The 20,573-nt window shown below is 64.7% G+C and carries 18 protein-coding genes; 12 read left to right on the top strand and 6 right to left on the bottom strand.

Annotated elements, in window-relative coordinates; genetic code table 11:
- Positions 1-91: 91 nt before the first annotated feature.
- The 3 genes from lptB to lptC all read right to left on the bottom strand — a co-directional run bounded on the left by lptB (position 92) and on the right by lptC (position 2,209).
- Positions 92-805 (bottom strand): LPS export ABC transporter ATP-binding protein, encoded by a 714-nt coding sequence (gene lptB / locus ACVJNE_RS16945; protein ID WP_244648782.1) that lies wholly within the window; start codon positions 803-805, stop codon positions 92-94.
- Positions 806-930: 125 nt separating this feature from the next.
- Positions 931-1,485: an LptA/OstA family protein gene (locus ACVJNE_RS16950; RefSeq protein WP_499567437.1), complete on the bottom strand. Its 555-nt coding sequence runs from the start codon at positions 1,483-1,485 to the stop codon at positions 931-933.
- On the bottom strand, positions 1,475-2,209 hold the full coding sequence (lptC, locus tag ACVJNE_RS16955) for an LPS export ABC transporter periplasmic protein LptC (protein WP_499567439.1): 735 nt from the start codon (positions 2,207-2,209) through the stop codon (positions 1,475-1,477). The genes ACVJNE_RS16950 and lptC overlap by 11 nt, the downstream gene beginning before the upstream one ends.
- A 326-nt stretch (positions 2,210-2,535) precedes the next feature.
- On the opposite strand from lptC, the gene sppA reads away from it, so the two are divergent.
- From sppA to lhpI, 4 genes are all read left to right on the top strand, one after another.
- Complete coding sequence (gene sppA, locus ACVJNE_RS16960) at positions 2,536-3,510, top strand: signal peptide peptidase SppA (RefSeq protein ID WP_499567441.1); 975 nt, start codon at positions 2,536-2,538, stop codon at positions 3,508-3,510.
- Positions 3,511-3,571: 61 nt separating this feature from the next.
- Positions 3,572-3,853 carry an integration host factor subunit beta gene (locus tag ACVJNE_RS16965; protein WP_173187741.1) on the top strand — a complete coding sequence of 94 codons (282 nt, stop codon included), beginning with the start codon at positions 3,572-3,574 and terminating at the stop codon, positions 3,851-3,853.
- Positions 3,854-3,890: 37 nt separating this feature from the next.
- The gene (locus ACVJNE_RS16970) at positions 3,891-4,217 is read left to right on the top strand and encodes a LapA family protein (protein WP_499567778.1); all 327 of its coding nucleotides are present in this window, start codon (positions 3,891-3,893) and stop codon (positions 4,215-4,217) included.
- A 37-nt stretch (positions 4,218-4,254) separates the two neighbouring features.
- Positions 4,255-5,220 (top strand): bifunctional Delta(1)-pyrroline-2-carboxylate/Delta(1)-piperideine-2-carboxylate reductase, encoded by a 966-nt coding sequence (lhpI, locus tag ACVJNE_RS16975; RefSeq protein ID WP_499567443.1) that lies wholly within the window; start codon positions 4,255-4,257, stop codon positions 5,218-5,220.
- Here lhpI and ACVJNE_RS16980 read toward each other — a convergent pair.
- Entirely contained in the window at positions 5,217-5,564 is a 348-nt protein-coding gene (locus ACVJNE_RS16980) for a VOC family protein (protein WP_499567445.1), read from the bottom strand. The two genes, lhpI and ACVJNE_RS16980, sit on opposite strands and share 4 nt — an antisense overlap.
- A gap of 138 nt (positions 5,565-5,702) precedes the next feature.
- Here ACVJNE_RS16980 and ACVJNE_RS16985 point away from each other — a divergent pair, with 138 nt between their 5' ends.
- From ACVJNE_RS16985 to olsB, 6 genes are all read left to right on the top strand, one after another.
- Positions 5,703-6,728, top strand: coding sequence for an RsmD family RNA methyltransferase (locus ACVJNE_RS16985; protein WP_499567447.1), 1,026 nt, complete (start codon positions 5,703-5,705; stop codon positions 6,726-6,728).
- Positions 6,725-7,573, top strand: a complete 849-nt coding sequence (locus ACVJNE_RS16990; RefSeq protein ID WP_499567449.1) for a TrmH family RNA methyltransferase — start codon at positions 6,725-6,727, stop codon at positions 7,571-7,573. Before ACVJNE_RS16985 ends, ACVJNE_RS16990 begins: the two co-directional genes overlap by 4 nt.
- Complete coding sequence (gene lspA, locus ACVJNE_RS16995) at positions 7,570-8,058, top strand: signal peptidase II (protein WP_499567451.1); 489 nt, start codon at positions 7,570-7,572, stop codon at positions 8,056-8,058. The genes ACVJNE_RS16990 and lspA overlap by 4 nt, the downstream gene beginning before the upstream one ends.
- Positions 8,059-8,127: 69 nt before the next feature.
- Entirely contained in the window at positions 8,128-9,117 is a 990-nt protein-coding gene (gene acuI, locus ACVJNE_RS17000) for an acrylyl-CoA reductase (NADPH) (protein ID WP_499567453.1), read from the top strand.
- A gap of 74 nt (positions 9,118-9,191) precedes the next feature.
- Positions 9,192-11,483: a response regulator gene (locus tag ACVJNE_RS17005; RefSeq protein ID WP_499567455.1), complete on the top strand. Its 2,292-nt coding sequence runs from the start codon at positions 9,192-9,194 to the stop codon at positions 11,481-11,483.
- A gap of 115 nt (positions 11,484-11,598) precedes the next feature.
- Positions 11,599-12,477 carry a l-ornithine N(alpha)-acyltransferase gene (gene olsB, locus ACVJNE_RS17010; protein WP_499567457.1) on the top strand — a complete coding sequence of 293 codons (879 nt, stop codon included), beginning with the start codon at positions 11,599-11,601 and terminating at the stop codon, positions 12,475-12,477.
- Between the two features lie 12 nt (positions 12,478-12,489).
- Here the strand turns inward: olsB and ACVJNE_RS17015 are convergent, their stop codons facing one another.
- Together ACVJNE_RS17015 and ACVJNE_RS17020 are read right to left on the bottom strand one after the other, a co-directional pair.
- Positions 12,490-13,572 carry an endonuclease/exonuclease/phosphatase family protein gene (locus tag ACVJNE_RS17015; protein ID WP_499567459.1) on the bottom strand — a complete coding sequence of 361 codons (1,083 nt, stop codon included), beginning with the start codon at positions 13,570-13,572 and terminating at the stop codon, positions 12,490-12,492.
- A gap of 78 nt (positions 13,573-13,650) precedes the next feature.
- Positions 13,651-15,936: an NADP-dependent malic enzyme gene (locus tag ACVJNE_RS17020; RefSeq protein WP_368801889.1), complete on the bottom strand. Its 2,286-nt coding sequence runs from the start codon at positions 15,934-15,936 to the stop codon at positions 13,651-13,653.
- A 209-nt stretch (positions 15,937-16,145) separates the two neighbouring features.
- Here ACVJNE_RS17020 and mutS point away from each other — a divergent pair, with 209 nt between their 5' ends.
- Together mutS and ACVJNE_RS17030 are read left to right on the top strand one after the other, a co-directional pair.
- Entirely contained in the window at positions 16,146-18,815 is a 2,670-nt protein-coding gene (mutS, locus tag ACVJNE_RS17025; RefSeq protein WP_499567780.1) for a DNA mismatch repair protein MutS, read from the top strand.
- Positions 18,816-18,922: 107 nt separating this feature from the next.
- Positions 18,923-20,542 (top strand): EAL domain-containing protein, encoded by a 1,620-nt coding sequence (locus ACVJNE_RS17030; protein WP_499567461.1) that lies wholly within the window; start codon positions 18,923-18,925, stop codon positions 20,540-20,542.
- Positions 20,543-20,573 lie beyond the last annotated feature (31 nt).

Raw genomic sequence — 20,573 nt, forward strand, 5'->3', positions numbered from 1 at the left:
TCGGGGTTTAGATTCGCTTACGCGAGGGCATTCTCGATGCCAAAACCCGCCTCGAGAGCGCGAAATCGCGGAAAAACGGCTTGGAAGGTGTCTAAAGCGTAAAGGCTTCGCCGAGATAGAGCCGGCGCACGTCGGGGTTCTCGACGATTTCCGAGGGCAGGCCGTGGGTCAGCACCTGTCCTGCGTGGATGATATAGGCGCGCTCAACCAGCCCCAGCGTTTCACGCACATTGTGATCGGTGACCAGCACACCGATGCCGCGCGCGGTCAGGTGCCGCACGAGCTGCTGGATGTCGGAGACCGCGATCGGGTCGACGCCCGCGAAAGGTTCGTCCAGCAGCATGAAATTGGGGTTGGAGGCCAGCGCGCGGGCGATCTCCAGACGCCGGCGCTCGCCGCCCGAAAGCGCGATTGAAGGCGCCTTGCGCAGGTGCGCGATATGGAATTCCTCCAGCAGCTCGTCGAGCCGGTGCTCGCGGGCCTTGCGCCCCTTCTCGGTCACTTCGAGAATGGCGCGGATATTGTTTTCAACCGAAAGGCCACGAAAGATCGACGCTTCCTGCGGCAGGTAGCCGATGCCCAGCCGCGCGCGCCGGTACATTGGCATCGAGGTCACGTCGTAACCGTCGATCTCGATCGTGCCCTGATCGACCGGCACCAGCCCCGTCACCATGTAGAAACAGGTGGTCTTGCCGGCGCCGTTCGGTCCGAGCAGGCCGACCGCCTCGCCGGCGCGCACCCCGAAGGACACGCCGCTGACGACCTGGCGGCCCTTGTAGCTCTTGGTCAGGCCACGCGCGATCATGGTGCCCTTGAAGCGCTCGCGATCGGCGCGCACCTGCACCGCCGGAGCGCCTTTGGAGGCGAATCGGTCTGTCAGCGACTGGATGAAAGAAGACGCAGGTTTGGCCATGAAATGGTCTGGCCGCCCTACCGGTTCTGCGAACCGGGCTTGAGCAGCATCTTGACCCGACCGCCGCTGCCCCCCTGCTGCTTGCCGCAGCCGTCCAGGGTCGCGAGGCCGGACGACATCTGCACTGTCAATTTGCAGCCGACGACGACGTTGTCGCCCTCTGTCAGCACGACTTCCTTGCCGGAAAGGACCAGTACCTCGGAGCGCATGTCGAAGCTGCCGCTGTCACCGGTGGCAACCTGGGTCTCGGACTTGACGTAAACCTTGCCCTCGACCTCGAGGCGGTCGATGTCGGCCGAGCCCGTCGTCGCGGAGCCGCCTTCGGTGTTGTAATGCACGGTCATCTTGCCCGAGCGCAGCAGCGTCGGCCCCTGCACGACCGAAACATTGCCGGTGAAGATGGCAACGCCGTCGTTCTCGCGCACTTCCAGATGGTCGCTTTCGATCTGGATCGGCTTGTCGCCGTCGAGCTTCAGGCCCGTCAGGCGGCCAGCTTCCTGCGCAAGTGCATTGCCGGCGGGCAGCAATGCAAGGCATGCGGCCACGACCAGGGAACGGCCGTCAATTCTCATTCGTCCCTCCATTGGCCGTCTCCCCCTCGGCATTCGCCGCTGTCTGCAGACGCTTGGCGTCAATTTCCATACGCACGCGGTTCTCGAAGATCATCACCGCGCCTTTTTCGCTGATGCGCATGGAATCGGCTTCGATGCGCGCGCCGTCAAGCGTAATATCGACCGGATCGCTGGTTTCAAGCTTGCCGGCGGCCATGTCGACGACCGCCGAGCGCAGCAATGCGTGAATTCCGGTGTCGGTGGTAAAGGTGATGTCGCTGTTGAGCCCCAACGTGTTCGAATCGCGGTCGAGGACGCCGCTCTTGGCTGCGACCGTCACCCAGTTCTCGTCATCGAACGGCAGCTTTGCTGCGATGCCTTCGAGGTCGATCTTGCTGGCGTTGCCGATGTCCTGGATCGCGCGTTCCGCCGTCATGTTGTACGGGCGATTGTCGCGCGTGAAGCCGTCGAGCTTGGGATCCGACATCACCAGCCTGCCGCCTTCGATGGCGGTCGAGCCGAGCTCGACCGAAACGCCCTCGGGTGTCGCCAGCCAGGATTTGGCCACGAACGCAGCGACCATCAGCACGGCAACCACCGGCAAGGTCAGCTTGAGGAATCGCACCCGCCCGGAATGCCGCCGCGCGCGCGAAAACGCCTCTTCGACGCGGCTCTCCTGCGCAGAAGGCGTGGCGGCCGTTCTACGCGCCGTGCCCGTTGGCTGTTGCGCTGACGAAATGGTCATACCCCGTTGGTCCGAAATCTGATTGCGCACCCGATATCAGGGGCGATGGTGATACTGGCCTGCCGTATCCCGCAGGCAATTAAGAGTGCTCCCGAAGTGGAGCTGACGACCTGTTCTGATCGTGCCGACGCGAGTTACATCCTAATATGGTAATTTTTGGATAAACCAGCGCACCATACAATATAGGCGCCTTGCGCCGTCCGCAAAAGGGGGTTCGCCCAGAGGCGCTCCGAGGGCGCGGCAAGCTGCCTCTTCTAACCCTTGCCGGCTTGTTCTACAAAGCTGTCCGCAGGCGGCGGATAAGTGGCAAACCCGGAGAGGACGTCATGGCAGATCGGGCAGACGACATCATCGACCGCAGACGGCTGCGTCGCAAGCTGACGTTCTGGCGGGCGGCGGCGCTTGTCATCGTGGTTCTCGCTGTCGCAGCACTTTCGTCCTGGGCAATGCGCGACCGGCTGGCCAGCACGGGCGGAAACCATATCGCCAAGGTCAAGATCGAGGGTACGATCGTCGAGGACGAGGAGCTTCTCAAGCGGCTGGAACGCATCGCGAAGGCCGACAGCGTCAAGGGCGTGATCCTGTCGATCGATTCTCCTGGCGGCACGACGGTCGGTGGCGAGGCGATCTACGAGGCGGTACGCAAGCTCGCCGAGCAGAAGCCGGTCGTTGCCCAGGTGGGCACCCTTGCCGCGTCCGCAGGCTACATGATCGCCAGCGCCACCGACCATATCGTCGCAAGGCAGTCCTCCATCGTCGGCTCGATCGGCGTGCTGGTGCAGTTTCCCGACGTTTCCGAGCTGATGGCCAAGATCGGCGTCAAGGTCGAGGGCGTGAAGTCCTCGCCGTTGAAGGCCGAGCCGTCGCCGTTTACGCCGACCACCGACGAAGAGCGCGCGATGCTGCGGGCGCTGGTGATGGACAGCTACGACTGGTTCGTGGGCCTCGTGGAAGAGCGCCGCCCGCTCAGCCGCGCCGAGGTGCTGGCCGTCGCCGACGGGTCCATTTTCACCGGCAGGCAGGCACTGGAGCGCAAGCTCGTCGACGGGCTGGGCGGCGAGGAGCAAGCCGTCGAATGGCTGGCGTCCAAGGGCGTGGACGGCGAGCTCTCCGTGATCGAATGGAAGTCATCGGAAAGCGACAGCTTCTTCTCGCCACTGGCGCTCGCACAAGCTGCCGGAACTTTGCTCGGCCTGGAGAGCCTCGGGCCGGACGTTGCCCGCAAGATCGGCGCCGACCGCTTGTTCCTTGACGGGCTGCTGTCCCTCTGGCAACCTGACCGGGATGCCTTTGGTGGCTGAAAAAACCAAGCAAAAACACTTGCATAAACGGTAACAACGCTGTCAGCGGGGAAGCTTTTCGATGATCAAGTCTGAACTCGTGCAGACCATCGCCAACCGAAATCCGCATCTGTTTCTCCGCGACGTGGAGAACATCGTGAACGCGATCTTTGACGAAATCTCCGAAGCGCTCGCCTCCGGCAATCGCGTCGAACTGCGCGGCTTCGGCGCGTTCTCGGTGAAGAATCGCCCCGCGCGCGTCGGCCGTAATCCACGCACCGGCGAATCGGTCGAGGTCGAGGAGAAGTGGGTGCCGTTCTTCAAGACCGGCAAGGAACTGCGCGAGCGGCTCAACTCCGACTAACTCTGAACGGGGGCCGCGCCGGCGCGGCAAAATGCACATGCTCAACCGCTTCATGACCGTCGTGGTCTTCATTCCGCTGGCGATCGTGCTTGTGGCGCTTGCGGTCGCCAACCGGGCACCGGTCGATTTTACGCTCGACCCGTTCAATCCCGGAAATCCGGGGCTGACTGTCACGTTGCCGCTGTTCATCTACCTTTTCGGCGCCCTTGCGCTCGGGCTGATCGTCGGCAGTGTCGCGACCTGGTTCAGGCAGGGTCACTACCGCAAGCTGGCGCGTCGGCGCGAGGCTGAACTCGCAGCCGCGCCGAAACCAGCGGCCAAGCCCGAAAGCGGCGCGGCCGCGCTGCCGGCACCGCGCGCCTGACCCGTCGCCTGTCGGCGACCTCGAAGGAGTTTCACACATGTTGACGATCTCGGCCGACGGCGTCGACCGCTCGCTTAGCTTTTCAGGTCTCGTAGAGACGCTGCGCGTGGCCTTTCGCGACGGCGCGGTGCAGCCTGTGCGCCATCACCACACGATCGAGCGGCCGGACGGTACGGCATCGACCCTGCTGCTGATGCCCGCCTGGAACGACTTCGAGAAAGCCGGCACCTCCGATGGTGGGTATATCGGTGTCAAGATCGTCACCGTTTCGCCCGACAACAACCAGATCGGAAAACCCGCCGTGATGGGGCTCTACCTCCTGGTCGACGGCAAGACCGGCGAGCCCCGCGCGCTGATAGACGGCCAACGTATCACGCAATGGCGCACGGCCTGCGCTTCCGCGCTTGCTGCCAGCTATCTCGCCCGCGAGGATGCATCAAAGCTGCTGGTTGTCGGCGCCGGCGCGTTGTGCCCGTTTCTGGCGCAGGCTCACTCGGCCGTGCGGCCGATCGACGAGATCAGGATCTGGAACCGTACATCCGAGAATGCGGCCAAGGCGGCCGCTGCTTTGCGCGAGGCGGGGCTGAACGCCAGCGTAGCCGAAAATCTCGACGAAGCCATCGGCTGGGCGGACATCGTCTCCTGCGCCACCATATCCACCGAGCCACTGGTGAGGGGCGAATTGCTGACGCCCGGCACGCATCTCGATCTGGTAGGCGCTTTCACGCCAACCATGCGTGAAAGCGACGACGAGGCGATCCGCCGCTCGCGCGTCTTTGTGGATACGCGAGCAGGCGCCACCAAGGAGGCCGGCGACATCGTGCAGGCGGTAGCCTCGGGCGCCCTCACGCATGAAGGCATAGTCGCCGACCTGTTCGAACTGACCCGCGGCGAGAAGCCGGGACGGCAAGGCGCCGACGAGATCACGCTGTTCAAGTCGGTCGGCGCCGCGCTGGAAGACCTCGCGGCGGGCATTGCCGTCTATGAGGGATCGAAGGGCTAGTCGGCCAGGCAGACCCGCAGGAGGTTGCCGTCCGGGTCCGGTGCGGTGAAGGTGCGGCCGAACTGGGCGTCGAATGGCTGCGCCGCATCGATGCCGGCGTCCCGCCAGCGCTGGTGCTCCTGGTCCACGGCTTCGGGACCGTCCGCCAGAAAGGCGAATTCGAAGCCTTTGTCGGATACCGCCGCGGGCGACGATTTCGACAGAAGTCCCAGCATGAAGCCCGAGCCAAGGTCGAACGACACATAGGTCGGCACGGCGAACACCGGCTCGCGGTCCAGAAGTTTGCCGTAAAAGGCGGCGCTGGCGGTGGGGTTTTCGACATAAAGAATGATGAGATTGGGCAAGATGTGTCTCCTTTCTATTCGCACATGATAGGAGATGGCTCCGCTCAAACGTGTCAGGAGACCGCACCCCGCCACGCTCTGTTGCGAGGCGGATGACCCTGTGCCAAAAGCGGGCGACAAGATGCGGAGACCCTTTCCTTGACAGCTTCGCGAGACAAGCGCCGCGACAAACGCCCCGGCCGGGGCTCGCAGGCTGCCGACGGCCGCAGGCAGGCTGTGCGCGAGGAAGCGCCCGCCAGGCGTCCGCTGGCGCGCAGGCCCGGTCCGTTGCCGGCCGAGACGCTGCCGCTGATCCTCGAGGTGGAGCCCGGTGCCGACTATGCGCTGCTGGATTCGGGCAGCGGCCGCAAGCTCGAGCAGTACGGCCCATATGTGATCGAGCGCCCGGAAGGTCAGGCGATCTGGCAGCCGGCGCTGCCGCCTTCCGAATGGGCCAAGGCCGATGCCGTCTTCACCGGCGATACCGACGAGGAAGGCATGGGGCGCTGGCGTTTTCCGAGGGACCCGCTCGGCGAGACCTGGCCGATGAAGCATGACGGCATCGACTATCTTGGCCGTTTCACATCCTTCCGACACGTCGGCGTGTTTCCCGAACAGGGTTCGCACTGGAGCCACATGGAGGCGCTGATCCGCAAGGCGGGCCGGCCGGTGAAAGTGCTCAATCTGTTCGGCTATACGGGTCTCGCATCGTTGGTCGCCGCGCGTGCGGGCGCGGAGGTCACCCATGTCGACGCATCCAAGAAGGCGATCGGGTGGGCGCGCGAGAACCAGCAGCTTGCAAGGCTGGCCGACAAGCCGATCCGCTGGATCTGCGAAGATGCAATGAAGTTCGTCGAGCGCGAGGAGCGCCGCGGCAACCGTTACGACATCATCCTCTTCGACCCGCCCGCCTACGGGCGCGGGCCGAAGGGCGAGGTCTGGCAGCTTTTCGACGATCTTCCGGTCATGGCTGACATCTGCCGCGAAATCCTGTCGGCGAAGCCGCTGGCGGTGGTGCTGACGGCCTATTCGATCCGCGCGTCGTTCTTCGCGATCCACGCGCTGATGCGCGATACGTTTGCGGGCATGGGCGGTGAGGTTCAGTCGGGCGAACTGGTGATCCGCGAGAAATCCGCCGGCCGCGCGCTCTCGACCTCGCTGTTTTCACGGTGGGTGGCGGGATGAGCGACAACCGGCGTGTCGGGCAGGTCAAGGAAGTCACCAGCCTTTCGAACCCCATCGTCAAGGATATCCGCGCCCTGGCGATGAAGAAGTTCCGCGACCAGCAGAACGCCTTCATGGCCGAAGGGCTGAAGCTGGTGATCGACGCGTTCGATCTCGGCTGGACGATCCGTACGCTGGTCTTCGCCAAGGCGCAGCGCGGCAACCCTACGGTGGAGAAGATCGCCGCGCGCACGGTTGCCGCCGGCGGCCTCGTGCTGGAAGCAAGCGAGAAGGTGCTGGGCGCCATCACCCGTCGCGACAACCCGCAAATGGTTGTCGGCGTGTTCCAGCAGCGCTGGGCCGCGCTCAAGGACATCCGCCCCGCTGACTGCGATGTCTGGATCGCGCTGGACCGCGTGCGCGATCCCGGCAATCTCGGCACGGTGATCCGCACGGCCGATGCGGTGGGCGCCAAAGGCGTCATTCTGGTCGGCGAGACGACCGATCCGTTCTCTGTGGAAACGGTGCGCGCCACGATGGGCTCGGTCTTCGCGGTCCCCGTCGCAAGGGCCGGCGTGGAGGCATTCCTGGCCTGGCGCAAGGGCGTCCAGGCGACCTTCGTCGGAACCCATCTGAAGGGATCGGTCGACTATCGCACGGTCGACTATGCGCAAGGGCCGGTCGTGCTGGTGATGGGCAACGAGCAGCAGGGGCTGCCGGATGAACTGGCGGCCGCGTGCGACGCGCTGATCCGTATTCCGCAGGCTGGGCGCGCGGATTCACTGAACCTTGCGGTGGCCACCGGCGTTGCGCTCTATGAAATTCGCAGGCACGCCCTGCCGGTGGTTGGAAAGGACGAGAATTGAGCTTCAACAGCCGGGGATTTTACGCCGCCGTCGTCATCCTGGCGGTGGTCATCGACCAGTGCATCAAATATCTGGTCGAGACGGAGCTGGCCATGCATGTGCAGGTCGAAGTGCTGCCGTTCCTGGCGCTGTTCCGCACGCACAATACCGGCATCGCCTTTTCGATGTTTTCCGACCTGAGCGGTGTCGCACTCATCGTGCTGACGCTGGGTGTGGTTGGCGTCGTGACGTGGATTGCACTACGCACCGACGAGGACCACCGCCTCGCCCGTCTCGGTTTCGCGCTCATTGTCGGCGGCGCGCTGGGCAACCTGATCGATCGGGTCTGGCACGGCTATGTGATCGACTACGTGCTCTTCCATCTGCCGACCTGGTCCTTTGCGATCTTCAATCTGGCCGATGCCTTCATCTCCGTGGGCGCGGCGCTGGTGATCCTCCAGGAGTTCATCGTCTGGCGGCGGTCGCGGGGCAGCAGCGCGCAATAAAAGGTGCTGTTGACCTCCGCGCGACGCCACCCCACAGTCGTCCGAAACAGCCACCGGGAGGAAGCCATCATGTCCGACACGTTCAAGGCGCTGCTCGTCTCGCGCGACGAGAACAAGACCCAGTCCGTCGACATGGTGGAACTCAGCGAGGACGAGCTGATGGACGGCGACGTGACGGTCGCCGTGGAGGCAACCACCGTCAACTACAAGGACGGGCTGGCGATCACCGGCAAGGCGCCCGTCATCCGCCGCTGGCCGCTTGTCCCCGGTATCGATTTCGCGGGAACGGTGATTGCGTCCGATAACGCGCAATGGAAGGTCGGCGATCGCGTCATTCTCAACGGCTGGGGCGTCGGCGAAACGCATCATGGCGCCTTTGCCGGGCGCGCGCGGGTCAAGGGCGAGTGGCTGGTGCCGCTGCCTGCCGCCATGACGCCGGTCGACGCGATGGCCGTCGGTACGGCAGGCTACACGGCAATGCTGTGCGTTATGGCGCTGGAGCGGCACGGCATCACGCCGGAACGTGGGCCGGTCGTCGTCACGGGTGCTGCCGGCGGCGTCGGTTCGGTGGCCGTGTCGGTGCTCTCAAAGCTCGGTTATCACGTCATCGCTTCCACGGGGCGGCCTGCGGAAGCCGGCTTCCTGAAGGAACTGGGCGCAGCCGAAGTCATCGCCCGCGAGGAACTGGAAGCGCCGGCAAAACCGCTCGGCAAGGAGCGTTGGGCGGGCGGCATCGATGCGGTGGGCAGCAATACGCTGGCCAACGTGCTGTCGATGACGGCTTATGGCGGCGCGGTGGCGGCCTGCGGCCTTGCCGGCGGGATGGACCTGCCGGGTAGCGTTGCGCCGTTCATCCTGAGGGGCGTTTCCCTGTTGGGCGTCGATTCCGTGATGGCCCCTCGCGACATCCGCCTGGAGGCCTGGCGCCGCATCGAACAGGACCTCGACCACGGCAAGCTGACGGCCCTGTCGACGCTGATGCCGTTCGACGCCCTCGTCAATGCCGCCCACGACATCGTGGCGGGCAAGGTGAGGGGCCGTCTGGTCATCGAGATGTAGGGGCGCACCGCTCGCTAAAATTGTAGCGAACGGCCAAAAGCTTCCCTAAGCCTTCTTCGCTATCGTCCACGACGATGACGGTGGAGCACAACCAGTTCGAGACGGCAGCGGAAGCGGAGCCAGAAAAGGTGTCGGCGCCTGCGCGCCTGCGCGTCAGCCCGCCGCCGCTGGCGCCGGATGCGCCTCAGGCGCCGAAGCGTCGGTCGCTGGGACGGCGGGCGCTTGTGGCGGCTTTGCTGTCGCTTGCCGGTATCGCTCATCTCACCGGTTCCTCCCTCATCGTCACCGGCGGGCTTCTCCTCATCAGCTTCGCGGCGCTGGTGATGCAGATCCTCGAGTTGCGCAAGGAGAACCGGCTGACGTCGCTGCTGGACGAGAATGTCAACCGCAGCCGCGAGGAAATCGAAAGCCTCGCCGACCGCATGTGGGAGCTTCAGGAGAGCGAGGAACACTTTCACGGGCTGATCGACGCGCTGGGTGACATCGTCGTTCATCGCGACCGCGAGGGGCGCATCCTCTACGCCAACCGCGTTCTTTCCGACGTGCTCGGCTGCAAACCCGACGCGCTCGTGGGTCGAAAGCTTCTGGAACTCGGCATCGACATCGGCGTGGTGCCGGACGGCGCCTTCGCCGACGGTGAGTGCCTGAGCTCGGCCGATGTGGCGATACGAACCGAGGCGGGCATACGCTGGTTCTCGTGGATCGAGCTTTCGGTGCGCGACAAGGAAAACAACGCGGTATCGCACCGGGCCATTGCCCGCGACATCACGGCTCGCAAGCGCGCCGAGACGGCGCTCATCAATGCGCGCGAACGCGCCGAGTCTGCGAACCAGGCGAAGTCGCGCTTCCTGGCTACCGTCAGCCACGAGATCCGCACGCCGATGAACGGCATCATGGGCATGGCCAAGCTGCTGGCCGACACGAAGCTGATACCGGAGCAGCAGACCTACGTTGCAGCGGTATCCACGTCGGCTTCCGCGCTTCTGGCGCTGATCGAGGACCTGCTCGACTATTCGAAAATCGAGGTCGGCCGTTTCGATATGGAGCCGCAGCCGGTAAGCCCGCGTGAACTGGTGGAGAACGTGGTCGAACTGTTGGCGCCCCGTGCCTATGGTAAGGGCATAGGGCTCGGCTGCCATGTCGCCCCGGCCGTTCCCGAACTCGTCTCCGCCGATCCAGGCCGTCTGCGGCAGGTGCTGCTCAATGTCGTTGGCAACGCCGTCAAGTTCACGGAAGCCGGCGGCGTGCTGGTCAGCGTGGACATTTACGACACGGAGCCTGGGCGGCGGCTACGCATTTCCGTGGCCGACACAGGCCCCGGGCTTCAGAAGAAGGACATCGACCGCATTTTCGACGAGTTCGAACAGGGGGACGGAACGTCGACCCGACAGCACGGTGGCGCGGGCCTAGGCCTGGCGATCTCACGGCGCATCGTCGAGGCGATGGGTGGCTCCATCGCCGTCGATGGCGAGCCGGGCGAGGGGTCCAAGTTCACCATCTTTCTGCCCGTCCTGGATGCCGTGGAACGGCCGATGGAATTTGAAGGCGCGCTCGCGGACTGCCGTGCGATCGTCATATCGAGCAATCTGATGGAGGCCGAAGGGATCGCGCGTACGATAACCGCGCATGGCGGGCTGGCTGAAATCGCCCGCACTGCGGAGGAGGCGGCAGCGGCTGCGCGCGCTCATGGCCAGGGCTATAATGTCGTCCTGGTGGATGCGTCGCTGGAGCGTGTCGATGGCCGGCTGCTCAGGAGATTGCAGAAGGCGGGCGTCAGCCCGGCGGAAGCCATCACGCTGATTGCACCGACGGATCGCGGCCAGCTCGCCGAATACCGGGCGAGCGGATACAACACGTTTCTGGCCCGGCCGGTGCGCGGCGAAACGCTGCTGCGCGTCCTTCTCGCATCACCGTCCAGGTCTGCCGGACCCGGTGGCGCGGTCGATGGCGGCGGCCGTCAACGCGCCCGGGCATCGCGCTCGCGCAACATCCTCATCGCCGAGGACAACGAGATCAACGCCCTGCTGGCGCGCTCCGCACTGGAAAAGGCGGGCCACCGCGTCGAGGTCGTGCGCAACGGCAAGGCGGCCGTCGAGGCGCTGACCGCGCCACGCAGCGCGCACCTCTACGACATCGTGCTGATGGACCTTCATATGCCGGTGATGGACGGGCTGGACGCCATAGCCCACATTCGCAAGCACGAGGAGGCGAAAGGGCTTCCCGCCGTGCCGATCCTCGTGCTTTCAGCCGACAGTCAGGAAAAGACGCGTCATGGCGTCATTGCACACGGGGCCACCGGTTTCCTCACAAAGCCGGTCGATCCTGTGAGCATGGCGGATGCCGTCGAGAGCCATTCCAGAGCTTGAGTGCCGGCTAATTGAAGCGGCGGTAGCCACCTCGGGGTGGAAATAGGTCACAGTCCTGTTGCAGTCTATCCCTATAGCCACGACAGATCAGTGGCTGCGGCGAGGAGAATCAGCCATGCAGGATGCAATGACCGAACGTGCTGCAAGCAATTGCCTTGTCGGGCAGGGGCCCAAGGGCCGTACCTTGCTGGCTGGTGAGCCGCTGGGGCGGATCGGCACGATGATCGTGCGCCTTGCAAGCAGTCCCGCCGAGATCGAGGCTGCCCAGGAAGTGCGCTATCGCGTTTTCCGGGAGGAACTCGGCAACCGCGCCGATGTCGCGGGCATGCAGGACCGCCGCGACGCCGACCGCTTCGACGATGTTTGCGACCATCTGCTGGTTTTCGATATGTCGCTCGATGGTCCGGACCATCGCCGGATCGTCGGTACCTACCGGCTGCTGCGCCAGGAATGCGCCTTTGCTGCCGGCGGCTTCTATTCGAGCGACGAGTTCGAGCTCGACGGCCTGGTATCGCGCCATCCGAACCTGCGCTTCCTGGAGCTCGGCCGTTCCTGCGTGCTGCCGGACTACCGCTCAAAGCGCACGATCGAACTGCTGTGGCAGGGCATCTGGGCTTATGTGAACCACTACGACATCGGCGTGATGACGGGCTGCGCCTCGTTCCATGGCACGGTGCCTGCGGCGCATGCCGAGGCGCTGTCCTTTCTCGCGCATAATTGCAGCGCGGATGGCGCCTGGCGCGTGCCGGCGGTGGCAAGACGCCACCATCCGATGGACCTGATGCCGACTGAGGCGGTGAACGCGCGCTCGGCGCTCGCCGCCATGCCGCCGCTCATCAAGGGCTATCTGCGGCTCGGCGCAAAGATCGGAGACGGTTGCGTGATCGATCACGATTTCGGGACGACGGATGTCTTCATCGTCCTGCCGGTCGAGACGATCTCGGCGCGCTACATCAACTATTACGGGGCCGAGGCGCAGCGTTTCGCCGCCTGAGGTCGGGCTGACTCACCCCTCCCAGTCCGTCCCGATCGCGTCTTCGTCGCGCTTCTTCGCTTCGCCTACCAGCTCGCGGGCGCGGGACAGATCGTCGCCATTCGCCTGTTCGGGTTCCGATTCTGCGTCTTCGTCCGGACACAGGACGAGTTCGAAAAGAACCGGGAAGTGATCCGACCCGCAGGCCGGCAGCCGGTGCATGGCCTTTAGCCGGAACTCGGCCGAGTGAAAGAGATGGTCGAGCGGCCAGCGAATGAGCGGGAAACGTGCGTCGAAAGTGGAAAACACCTTGCGGCCGATACGTGGATCGAGAAGCCGGCTTATCCGGCGGAAGCGTTCGGTCGTTCCCGACCAGGCGACGTCGTTGAGGTCGCCGGTGACGAGTACGGGCAGCGTCTCGTCCTTGACCCTCAGCGCTACCAGGGCGGTCTCGCCGTCCCGCCCCTCGGTGCCGCGATGCGGGACCGGCGGTTCCGGGTGGATCGAGTAAAGCCGAAAGCGCTGCCCTTCCGGCATAGTCACCGTGGTCACGATGGACGGGACGCCGTCGGTGAGCAGGCATTCGACGACCGTGTCGGATAGCGCGAATTTCGACGCCAGGATCATGCCGTAGGAATTGTCCTGCGTCTGGTCGACGACCGTCGGATAGCTTGAAAGAAGCTTCGAAAGGGCATCGCGCCAGCGCTGGTCGACCTCCATCAGCACGAAGATGTCGGGATCCCATTTTCGGATCTCGCTTTCCAGCTCGCCGAACCTGTCGTTCGACATCTTAACATTGCTGGCCAGAAGCTTTAGCGCCTCGCCCTTGTCGGTGGCCGGGTCGAAATCGGCGGACTGCCGGCGCCAGATCGGTGTGAAGGGCAGGATGAACCATGCCTGCACGACGGCGACGGCCAGGAGCACGATCTGGATGACGCGCCATGCCGTGCCCTCGGCGCCAAGCAGCAGGGAAGCCGCGACGACCAACAGCGCCGTCGCAAGCAATTGCTGGCGGGGAAAGTCGCCGACCCGCACGATGCCGTGCGCCAGCGGCAGAAACGGCAATATCGTCGAGACAGCGAGAAATACCGTCAAGGCCGATGCTGCGATCAGCATGTCGTCACCCTTATCCCCATCGCCCACTTGATCGCGGCAAGGTGGAAACTCGAAATCGCAGCCTCGGTTCCGTTCGCCTTACGTCCCCGCACTGTAGGCGGAGATGGCCGCCATGTTGACGATATCGGAGTCCTTGGCATTCAGCGATACGATCTGGACCGGCTTGTTGAGGCCGACCAGCATTGGGCCGATGACGGTCGAGCCGCCGAGTTCCTGAAGCATCTTGGTGGAGATGGATGCCGAGTGGAACGCGGGCATGACCAGCACGTTCGCGGGTCCGGAGAGCCGGCAGAACGGATATTGCCGCATCAGGGTCGGGTTGAGCGCCACGTCCGCGGCCATCTCGCCGTCATACTCGAAATCGACGCGCCTCTTGTCGAGGATGCGCACCGCTTCCTGAACGCGCGCCGAGCGCTCGCCTTGCGGATGGCCGAAGGTGGAATAGGCCAGAAGCGCAACACGTGGCTCGTAGCCCATGCGCCTGGCGAAGCCGGCCGCTTCCTCGGCGATGTCGGCGATCTCCAGGGAATCCGGCATGTCATGGACGGCGGTATCGGCGACGATGACGGTGCGACCACGGCACAGCGCCACCGACGCGCCGATGACGCGATGGCCCGGCTTGGCATCGATCACGCGGCGGATGTCTTCGAGCGCCGTCGAATAATTGCGCGTCACGCCGGTCACCACCGCATCGGCATCGCCCAGCGCCAGCATGCAGGCGGCGAAGTGGTTGCGGTCGTTGTTGATGAGCCGCTGGCAGTCGCGGAAGAGGAAGCCTTTCCGCTGCATCCGCTCGTAAAGGTGGTCGGCATAGACCGCGTTGCGGCGCGAGAGCCGCGCGTTGATGATCTCGATGCCCGGCCGGTCGAGGTCGACGCCTGCGTGCCGGGCCGTCTCCCGGATCTGGTCGTCGCGTCCGACGAGAATCGCGGTGCCGAGCTTCTGGTTCACGTAGGAAACTGCCGCGCGCATTACCTGCTCTTCCTCGCCCTCGGCGAAGACGACACGCTTGGGCTGGCGGCGCACGCGATCGTAGATGCGTTGCAGCGTCGAGGCGATCGGGTCGCGGCGCGCCGAAAGCTCCTGCTTGTATTTCTCGATGTCGAGGATCGGCCGCCGCGCCACGCCCGAATCCATCGCCGCGCGGGCCACGGCCGCCGGGATCGCCGAGATGAGGCGGGGATCGAACGGCACGGGGATGATGTAGTTGGCGCCGAATTTCGGCCGGTTGCCCTGGTAGGCCGCGGCCACGTCGTCGGGCACGTCCTCGCGGGCAAGCGCCGCGAGCGCCTGCGCTGCCGCGACCTTCATCTCGTCGTTGATGGTGGTTGCCCGCACATCCAGCGCGCCGCGGAAGATGTAGGGAAAGCCGAGCACGTTGTTCACCTGGTTCGGATAGTCCGAACGGCCGGTTGCCATGATGGCGTCGGTGCGGATTTCGGCGACTTCCTCCGGCGTGATCTCGGGATCGGGATTGGCCATGGCGAAGATGATCGGGTTCTTGGCCATCGACTGGATCATGGCGTTCGAGAACGCGCCCTGTGCCGACAGGCCGAAGACGATGTCGGCGCCATCCATCGCCTCGGCAAGCGTGCGCTTGTCGGTCTTGACCGCATGCGCCGACTTCCACTGGTTCATGCCTTCCTTGCGACCCTGATAGACCACGCCCTTGGTGTCGCAGAGAATGACGTTCTGCGGGGAGAAGCCCATCGACTTGACGAGTTCGACGCAGGCGATGCCGGCCGAGCCCGCCCCGTTGCACACCAGCGTCGCCGTCTTCATGTCGCGTCCGGTGATCTCCAGCGCGTTGATGAGGCCGGCGGCCGCGATGATCGCCGTGCCGTGCTGGTCATCATGGAAGACCGGGATATCCATCACTTCCCGCAGGCGCTGCTCGATGATGAAGCAGTCCGGCGCCTTGATGTCCTCCAGGTTGATGCCGCCGAAGGAGGGGCCAAGGAAGCGCACGCAGTTGATGAACTCCTCGACGTCCTGCGTATCGACCTCCAGATCGATCGAATCGACGTCGGCAAAGCGCTTGAACAGCACCGCCTTGCCTTCCATCACCGGCTTGGAGGCGAGCGCGCCGAGATTGCCGAGGCCGAGAATGGCGGTGCCGTTGGAGATCACCGCGACCATGTTGCCGCGCGTCGTGTAGTCGAACGCCCTGCTCGGGTCTTCCGCGATCGCCTTGACCGGAACCGCGACGCCCGGCGAATAGGCCAGCGACAGGTCGCGCTGGGTCGCCATCGGCTTGGTCGGGTTAATCTCGAGCTTGCCCGGTCGTCCCGAGGCATGGAAATCGAGCGCTTCCTGAGGGCTGACGGAGGGGCCGCCCTCCGTGGACTTGTCTTTCAACGGCATGATGGTGTCTGTTTCCTTCCCCGGATGGCTCGTTCTTGTGGAGTTTTGCCGAGCCGCATCGATTAAGGCTACACTTGGCCGCCGTGAATCGCCAAGCAGGAAAACCGCTTCCTCCAGAAGGCAATCCGCCGTTGAACGACGAAACGCCCATCCGCACCGCCGGCGCCGCGCCGACACCGCCCGTCCTGTCGACGGCGGGCGCGACACCGATGATGGAGCAGTTCATCGAGATCAAGGCGGCGAACCAGGATTCGCTGCTGTTCTATCGGATGGGCGACTTCTACGAGCTGTTTTTCCAGGACGCCGAGATCGCCAGCCGGGCGCTCGGCATCACGCTCACCAAGCGCGGCAAGCACCAGGGCGAGGATATCCCGATGTGCGGCGTGCCGGTGCACGCGGCGGACGATTATCTGCAGAAGCTGATCGCGCAGGGCCATCGGGTCGCGGTCTGCGAGCAGGTGGAAGACCCTGCCGAGGCGAAGAAGCGCGGTTCGAAGTCGGTGGTGCGCCGCGACGTCGTGCGCCTCGTCACACCGGGCACAATCACCGAGGAAAAGCTTCTGGCGCCCTCGGAAGCCAACTACATGATGACGCTTGGCCGCGTGAAGGGGCAGGGCGGCAGCGCATCCGGCAACGGAGACGGCTACGCGCTTGCCTGGATCGACATCTCGACAGGTTCGTTCAAGGTGGCGGAAAGCGCGGCCGACCGGCTGCTCGCGGACATATTGCGCGTAGATCCGCGCGAATTGATCGTTGCCGACCCGATCTATCACGATCCCGAACTGCGCGCGGTGTTCGATGTGCTTGGCCGTGTGGCCAATCCACAGCCGGCGGCCCTGTTCGATTCGGCCGCCGCATCGGGCCGCATCGCGCGCTTCTACGGCGTCGCGACGCCCGAGAGCTTCGGCCAGTTTTCCCGCGCCGAACTCGCGGCCATCTCCGGCGCGATAGCCTATGTCGAAAAGACGCAGATTTCGGAGCGTCCGCCGCTGGCACGGCCCGAACGCGAGGAGAGCGGATCGAGCCTCTTCATCGACGCGGCAACGCGCGCCAATCTGGAACTGACGCGCACGCTGTCCGGCAACCGCGACGGCTCTCTGCTCAAAGCTATCGACCGTACCGTCACCGGAGGCGGCGCGCGGCTTTTGGCCGAAAGGCTTACCGCGCCGCTGACCGACCCCGCAGAGATCAACCGGCGGCTGGATTGTGTTTCGTTCCTGTCTGCCGAGACGCGGCTTTGCGAGGCTCTGCGGGCAGTCCTCAAGGGTGCGCCGGACATGCCGCGCGCCCTGTCGCGGCTGGCGCTCAGGCGCGGCGGTCCGCGCGACCTCGGCGCATTGCGCGCGGGACTGGAAGCGGCACGCCAGGTGCTGGAAGCTGTGTCGGCGGCGATGCTGCCGGACGGGCTGAAGAACGCGTGCGACGCGCTCTCGACACTGCCCGCCGATCTTTCGTCCCATCTCGACCGGGCGCTTGCCGAGGAACTGCCCCTGCTGCGGCGCGACGGCGGCTTCGTGCGCGCCGGCTACAATGCCGAACTCGACGAGATGCGCGCGTTGCGCGACCAGTCGCGCCGGGTGATTGCGGGCATGGAGCGCGACCTTGCCGAGGAAACCGGCATCCGCTCGCTCAAGATCCGGCACAACAACGTGCTCGGCTACTATATCGAGGTGACGGCCAACCACGCGGAGGTGATGAACGGCACGGATGCTGCGAAGGCGCGGTTCATCCACCGCCAGACGATGGCGAACGCCATGCGTTTCACCACGACCGAACTGGCCGGGCTGGAAACCAAGATCGCCAACGCGGCCGACCGGGCGCTGCAGATCGAGCTGTCGGTCTTCGACGCGTTGCTGGAGGAAGTGGTCTCGCATGCCGAGGCAATCCGCGCCGGTGCCGCGGCACTCTCCGAAATCGACGTGGCCGCCGCAGCGGCGGTGCTGGCCGCTTCGGAAAACTACTGTCGCCCGGTCGTCGACGACGGCCTTTCGTTCCACATCGACGGTGGCCGTCACCCTGTGGTCGAACAGGCGCTCCGCCGGCAACTGGCCGATCCGTTCGTTGCCAACGATTGCGACCTGTCGCCAGAGGGCGATGCGAAGCACGGCGCGATATGGCTGCTGACCGGCCCCAACATGGGCGGTAAGTCCACATTTCTGCGTCAGAACGCGCTGATCGCGATCCTCGCGCAAATGGGCTTCTTTGTTCCCGCGGCCGCGGCGCATATCGGGATCGTGGACCGGCTGTTCAGCAGAGTCGGCGCCTCGGACGATCTGGCGCGCGGCCGTTCCACCTTCATGGTGGAGATGGTGGAGACGGCCGCGATCCTCAATCAGGCTGGTGACCGCGCGCTGGTCATTCTCGACGAGATCGGCCGTGGCACGGCCACGTTCGACGGCCTTTCCATCGCCTGGGCGGCGGTCGAATATCTGCACGAAAAGAACCGCTGCCGCGCGATCTTTGCCACCCACTTCCACGAAATGACCGCGCTGGCCGAAAAGCTCTCCCGGCTGCACAATGTGACGATGCGGGTCAAGGAGTGGGAGGGCGACGTCGTCTTCCTGCACGAAGTGGGCATGGGCGCGGCCGACCGGTCCTACGGTGTGCAGGTCGCGCGCCTTGCCGGCCTGCCGGACGCGGTGGTCGAGCGTGCGCGAGAGGTGCTTCGTCAACTGGAGGAAGGTGAAACGTCCGGCAAGGCGGCCCGCCTCGTCGACGATCTGCCGCTGTTTTCGGTTGCTGCAAAACGCGAGGCTCCAAAGCCGGCGGGTGGCGGTGCAGTGGCCGATGCGATGGAGAGCCTGCACCCCGACGAAATGACGCCGCGCGAGGCCCTGGAGGCGCTTTACAGGCTCAAGGAACTCGCCGCACGCAGTTGATGCGCCGCACCTCCTGCAACGATGCAAAGCTTACGTTGCGGCGTCGTTTCATTAACTCTCGCTTGAGCATTTCATGGCCTAGTGACGGATGAATGGGGGGCCGTTCAATGGCAAGATTTGTCAGCGTCTTCATATCGGCGGCGCACAGGCGGGTGATTTCGCTAATCGTCTGGCTCGCCGCCTTTGCGGCGGTGGTGGCTGTGATCGGCTGGTTTGCGCTGGATCAGGCCGGAAGGGCGATGACGTACGAAGCGCGTTCCACGGCGGATCATTTCGTCCGGCTGCGTACAAACCTGCTTTCCACCTTCGACACCATGCACGCCAACCTGACGGCTGAACCCTGTTCTCCGGCTTTCCAGGAACAATTGCGGCGCATCGCGTATCTGCCTGACAGTCTCAACGAGTTCCTTTATGCGCCGGGCGGTCGGGCGCGCTGTTCTGCGAATATTGCCGCGTTTGACGGTGCTGTGGATCTCGGAGAGCCGGACATTGGCCGGCAGGGCGAGCGCGGAATCGCGATGTGGGTCGATCTCGATCTGAGCTTCTTGGGACTCACCGGCGAGCGTGGAACGATTGCACTAAGTGAACCCTTCGCTGCGATCGTTCCACCGCAGGATGCCGGGTTCGATGGGCCGGACTGGATGTCGATGGAGGCGATACTGCTGGCCGACGACGGGAGCTGGTGGCACCGCAGCGGTCGACCGGGCATCTACACGCGATTGATTGCAGATGGCGGCAGCCTCGCCGACGGCACGACGCGCGTGATCTCCTGCGACGCAGGCGGCATGCATTGCGTCGTCGTCGAGGGTGACCTGCGTGCACTTCTCGCGCAATACAAGGGCCTTGTCGCGCTGGCGCTTCTGGCTGCGGCGATTGTCGCCACGCTCGCCGCCTTGCAGGTAAATGCGCTGATCGCGCGGTACTGGTCGTTCGAGGCACGTTTCCGTCGCCACCTCGATGCGAAATCCATCGTCTGCGCCTACCAGCCCGTGATGGAACTCGACACGGGCGAGATCACGGGCTGCGAGGTGCTCGCTCGCTGGCGCGATATTGATGACCGCGTCGTCTTCCCGGATCGCTTCCTCGATATCATCGAGCGTCACGACATGACGCGGCGCTTCACCGAGCTGGTTGCCCAGCGCGCCTGTGACGAGCTTTCCGAGCACCTGCCTGCGGGCAAGCGGCTGCAGGTCAACTTCAACATCTTCCCCTGCGATCTGGACAGCGACAGCCTGGCCCGCATCTTCTCTGGCTTCACGTCGCAGCCGGATCGCTTCGACGTGGTGCTGGAGATCATCGAAAGCGACGAGATCCCGCCGAACGCCCAACGGGAAATCGAGGCGCTGCGCCGGCTGGGCATCAAGACCTATATCGACGACTTCGGCACCGGCTATTCGAACATGCAGAATCTGGCCGCCCTGTCCGTCGACGGCGTCAAGCTCGACCGTGCCTTCGCAATGGCACCCGACAATACGGTAATGGCCAAGATGCTGCGCCACGCCGTGGAAATGATCGAGGCGACGGGCCGGGTGATGGTCGTCGAAGGCGTGGAGACGGCCGAAAGGCTGGCGCTGCTGCGCGGCATGCAGGCGCGTGTCGACTTCGTGCAGGGCTATTTCATTTCGCGGCCGCTCGACATCGCGGCGTTCGTGGCGTTCATGACCCCACAGCCGGTCTCGCTGGCGGAGCGCAAACGCAAGGCCGGTCTGGGTGTCGTCGCGGCCTAGCCGCAACAGCGCCATACACAAGGCGCAAATT

Source organism: Mesorhizobium sp. DxT (assembly GCF_058448885.1).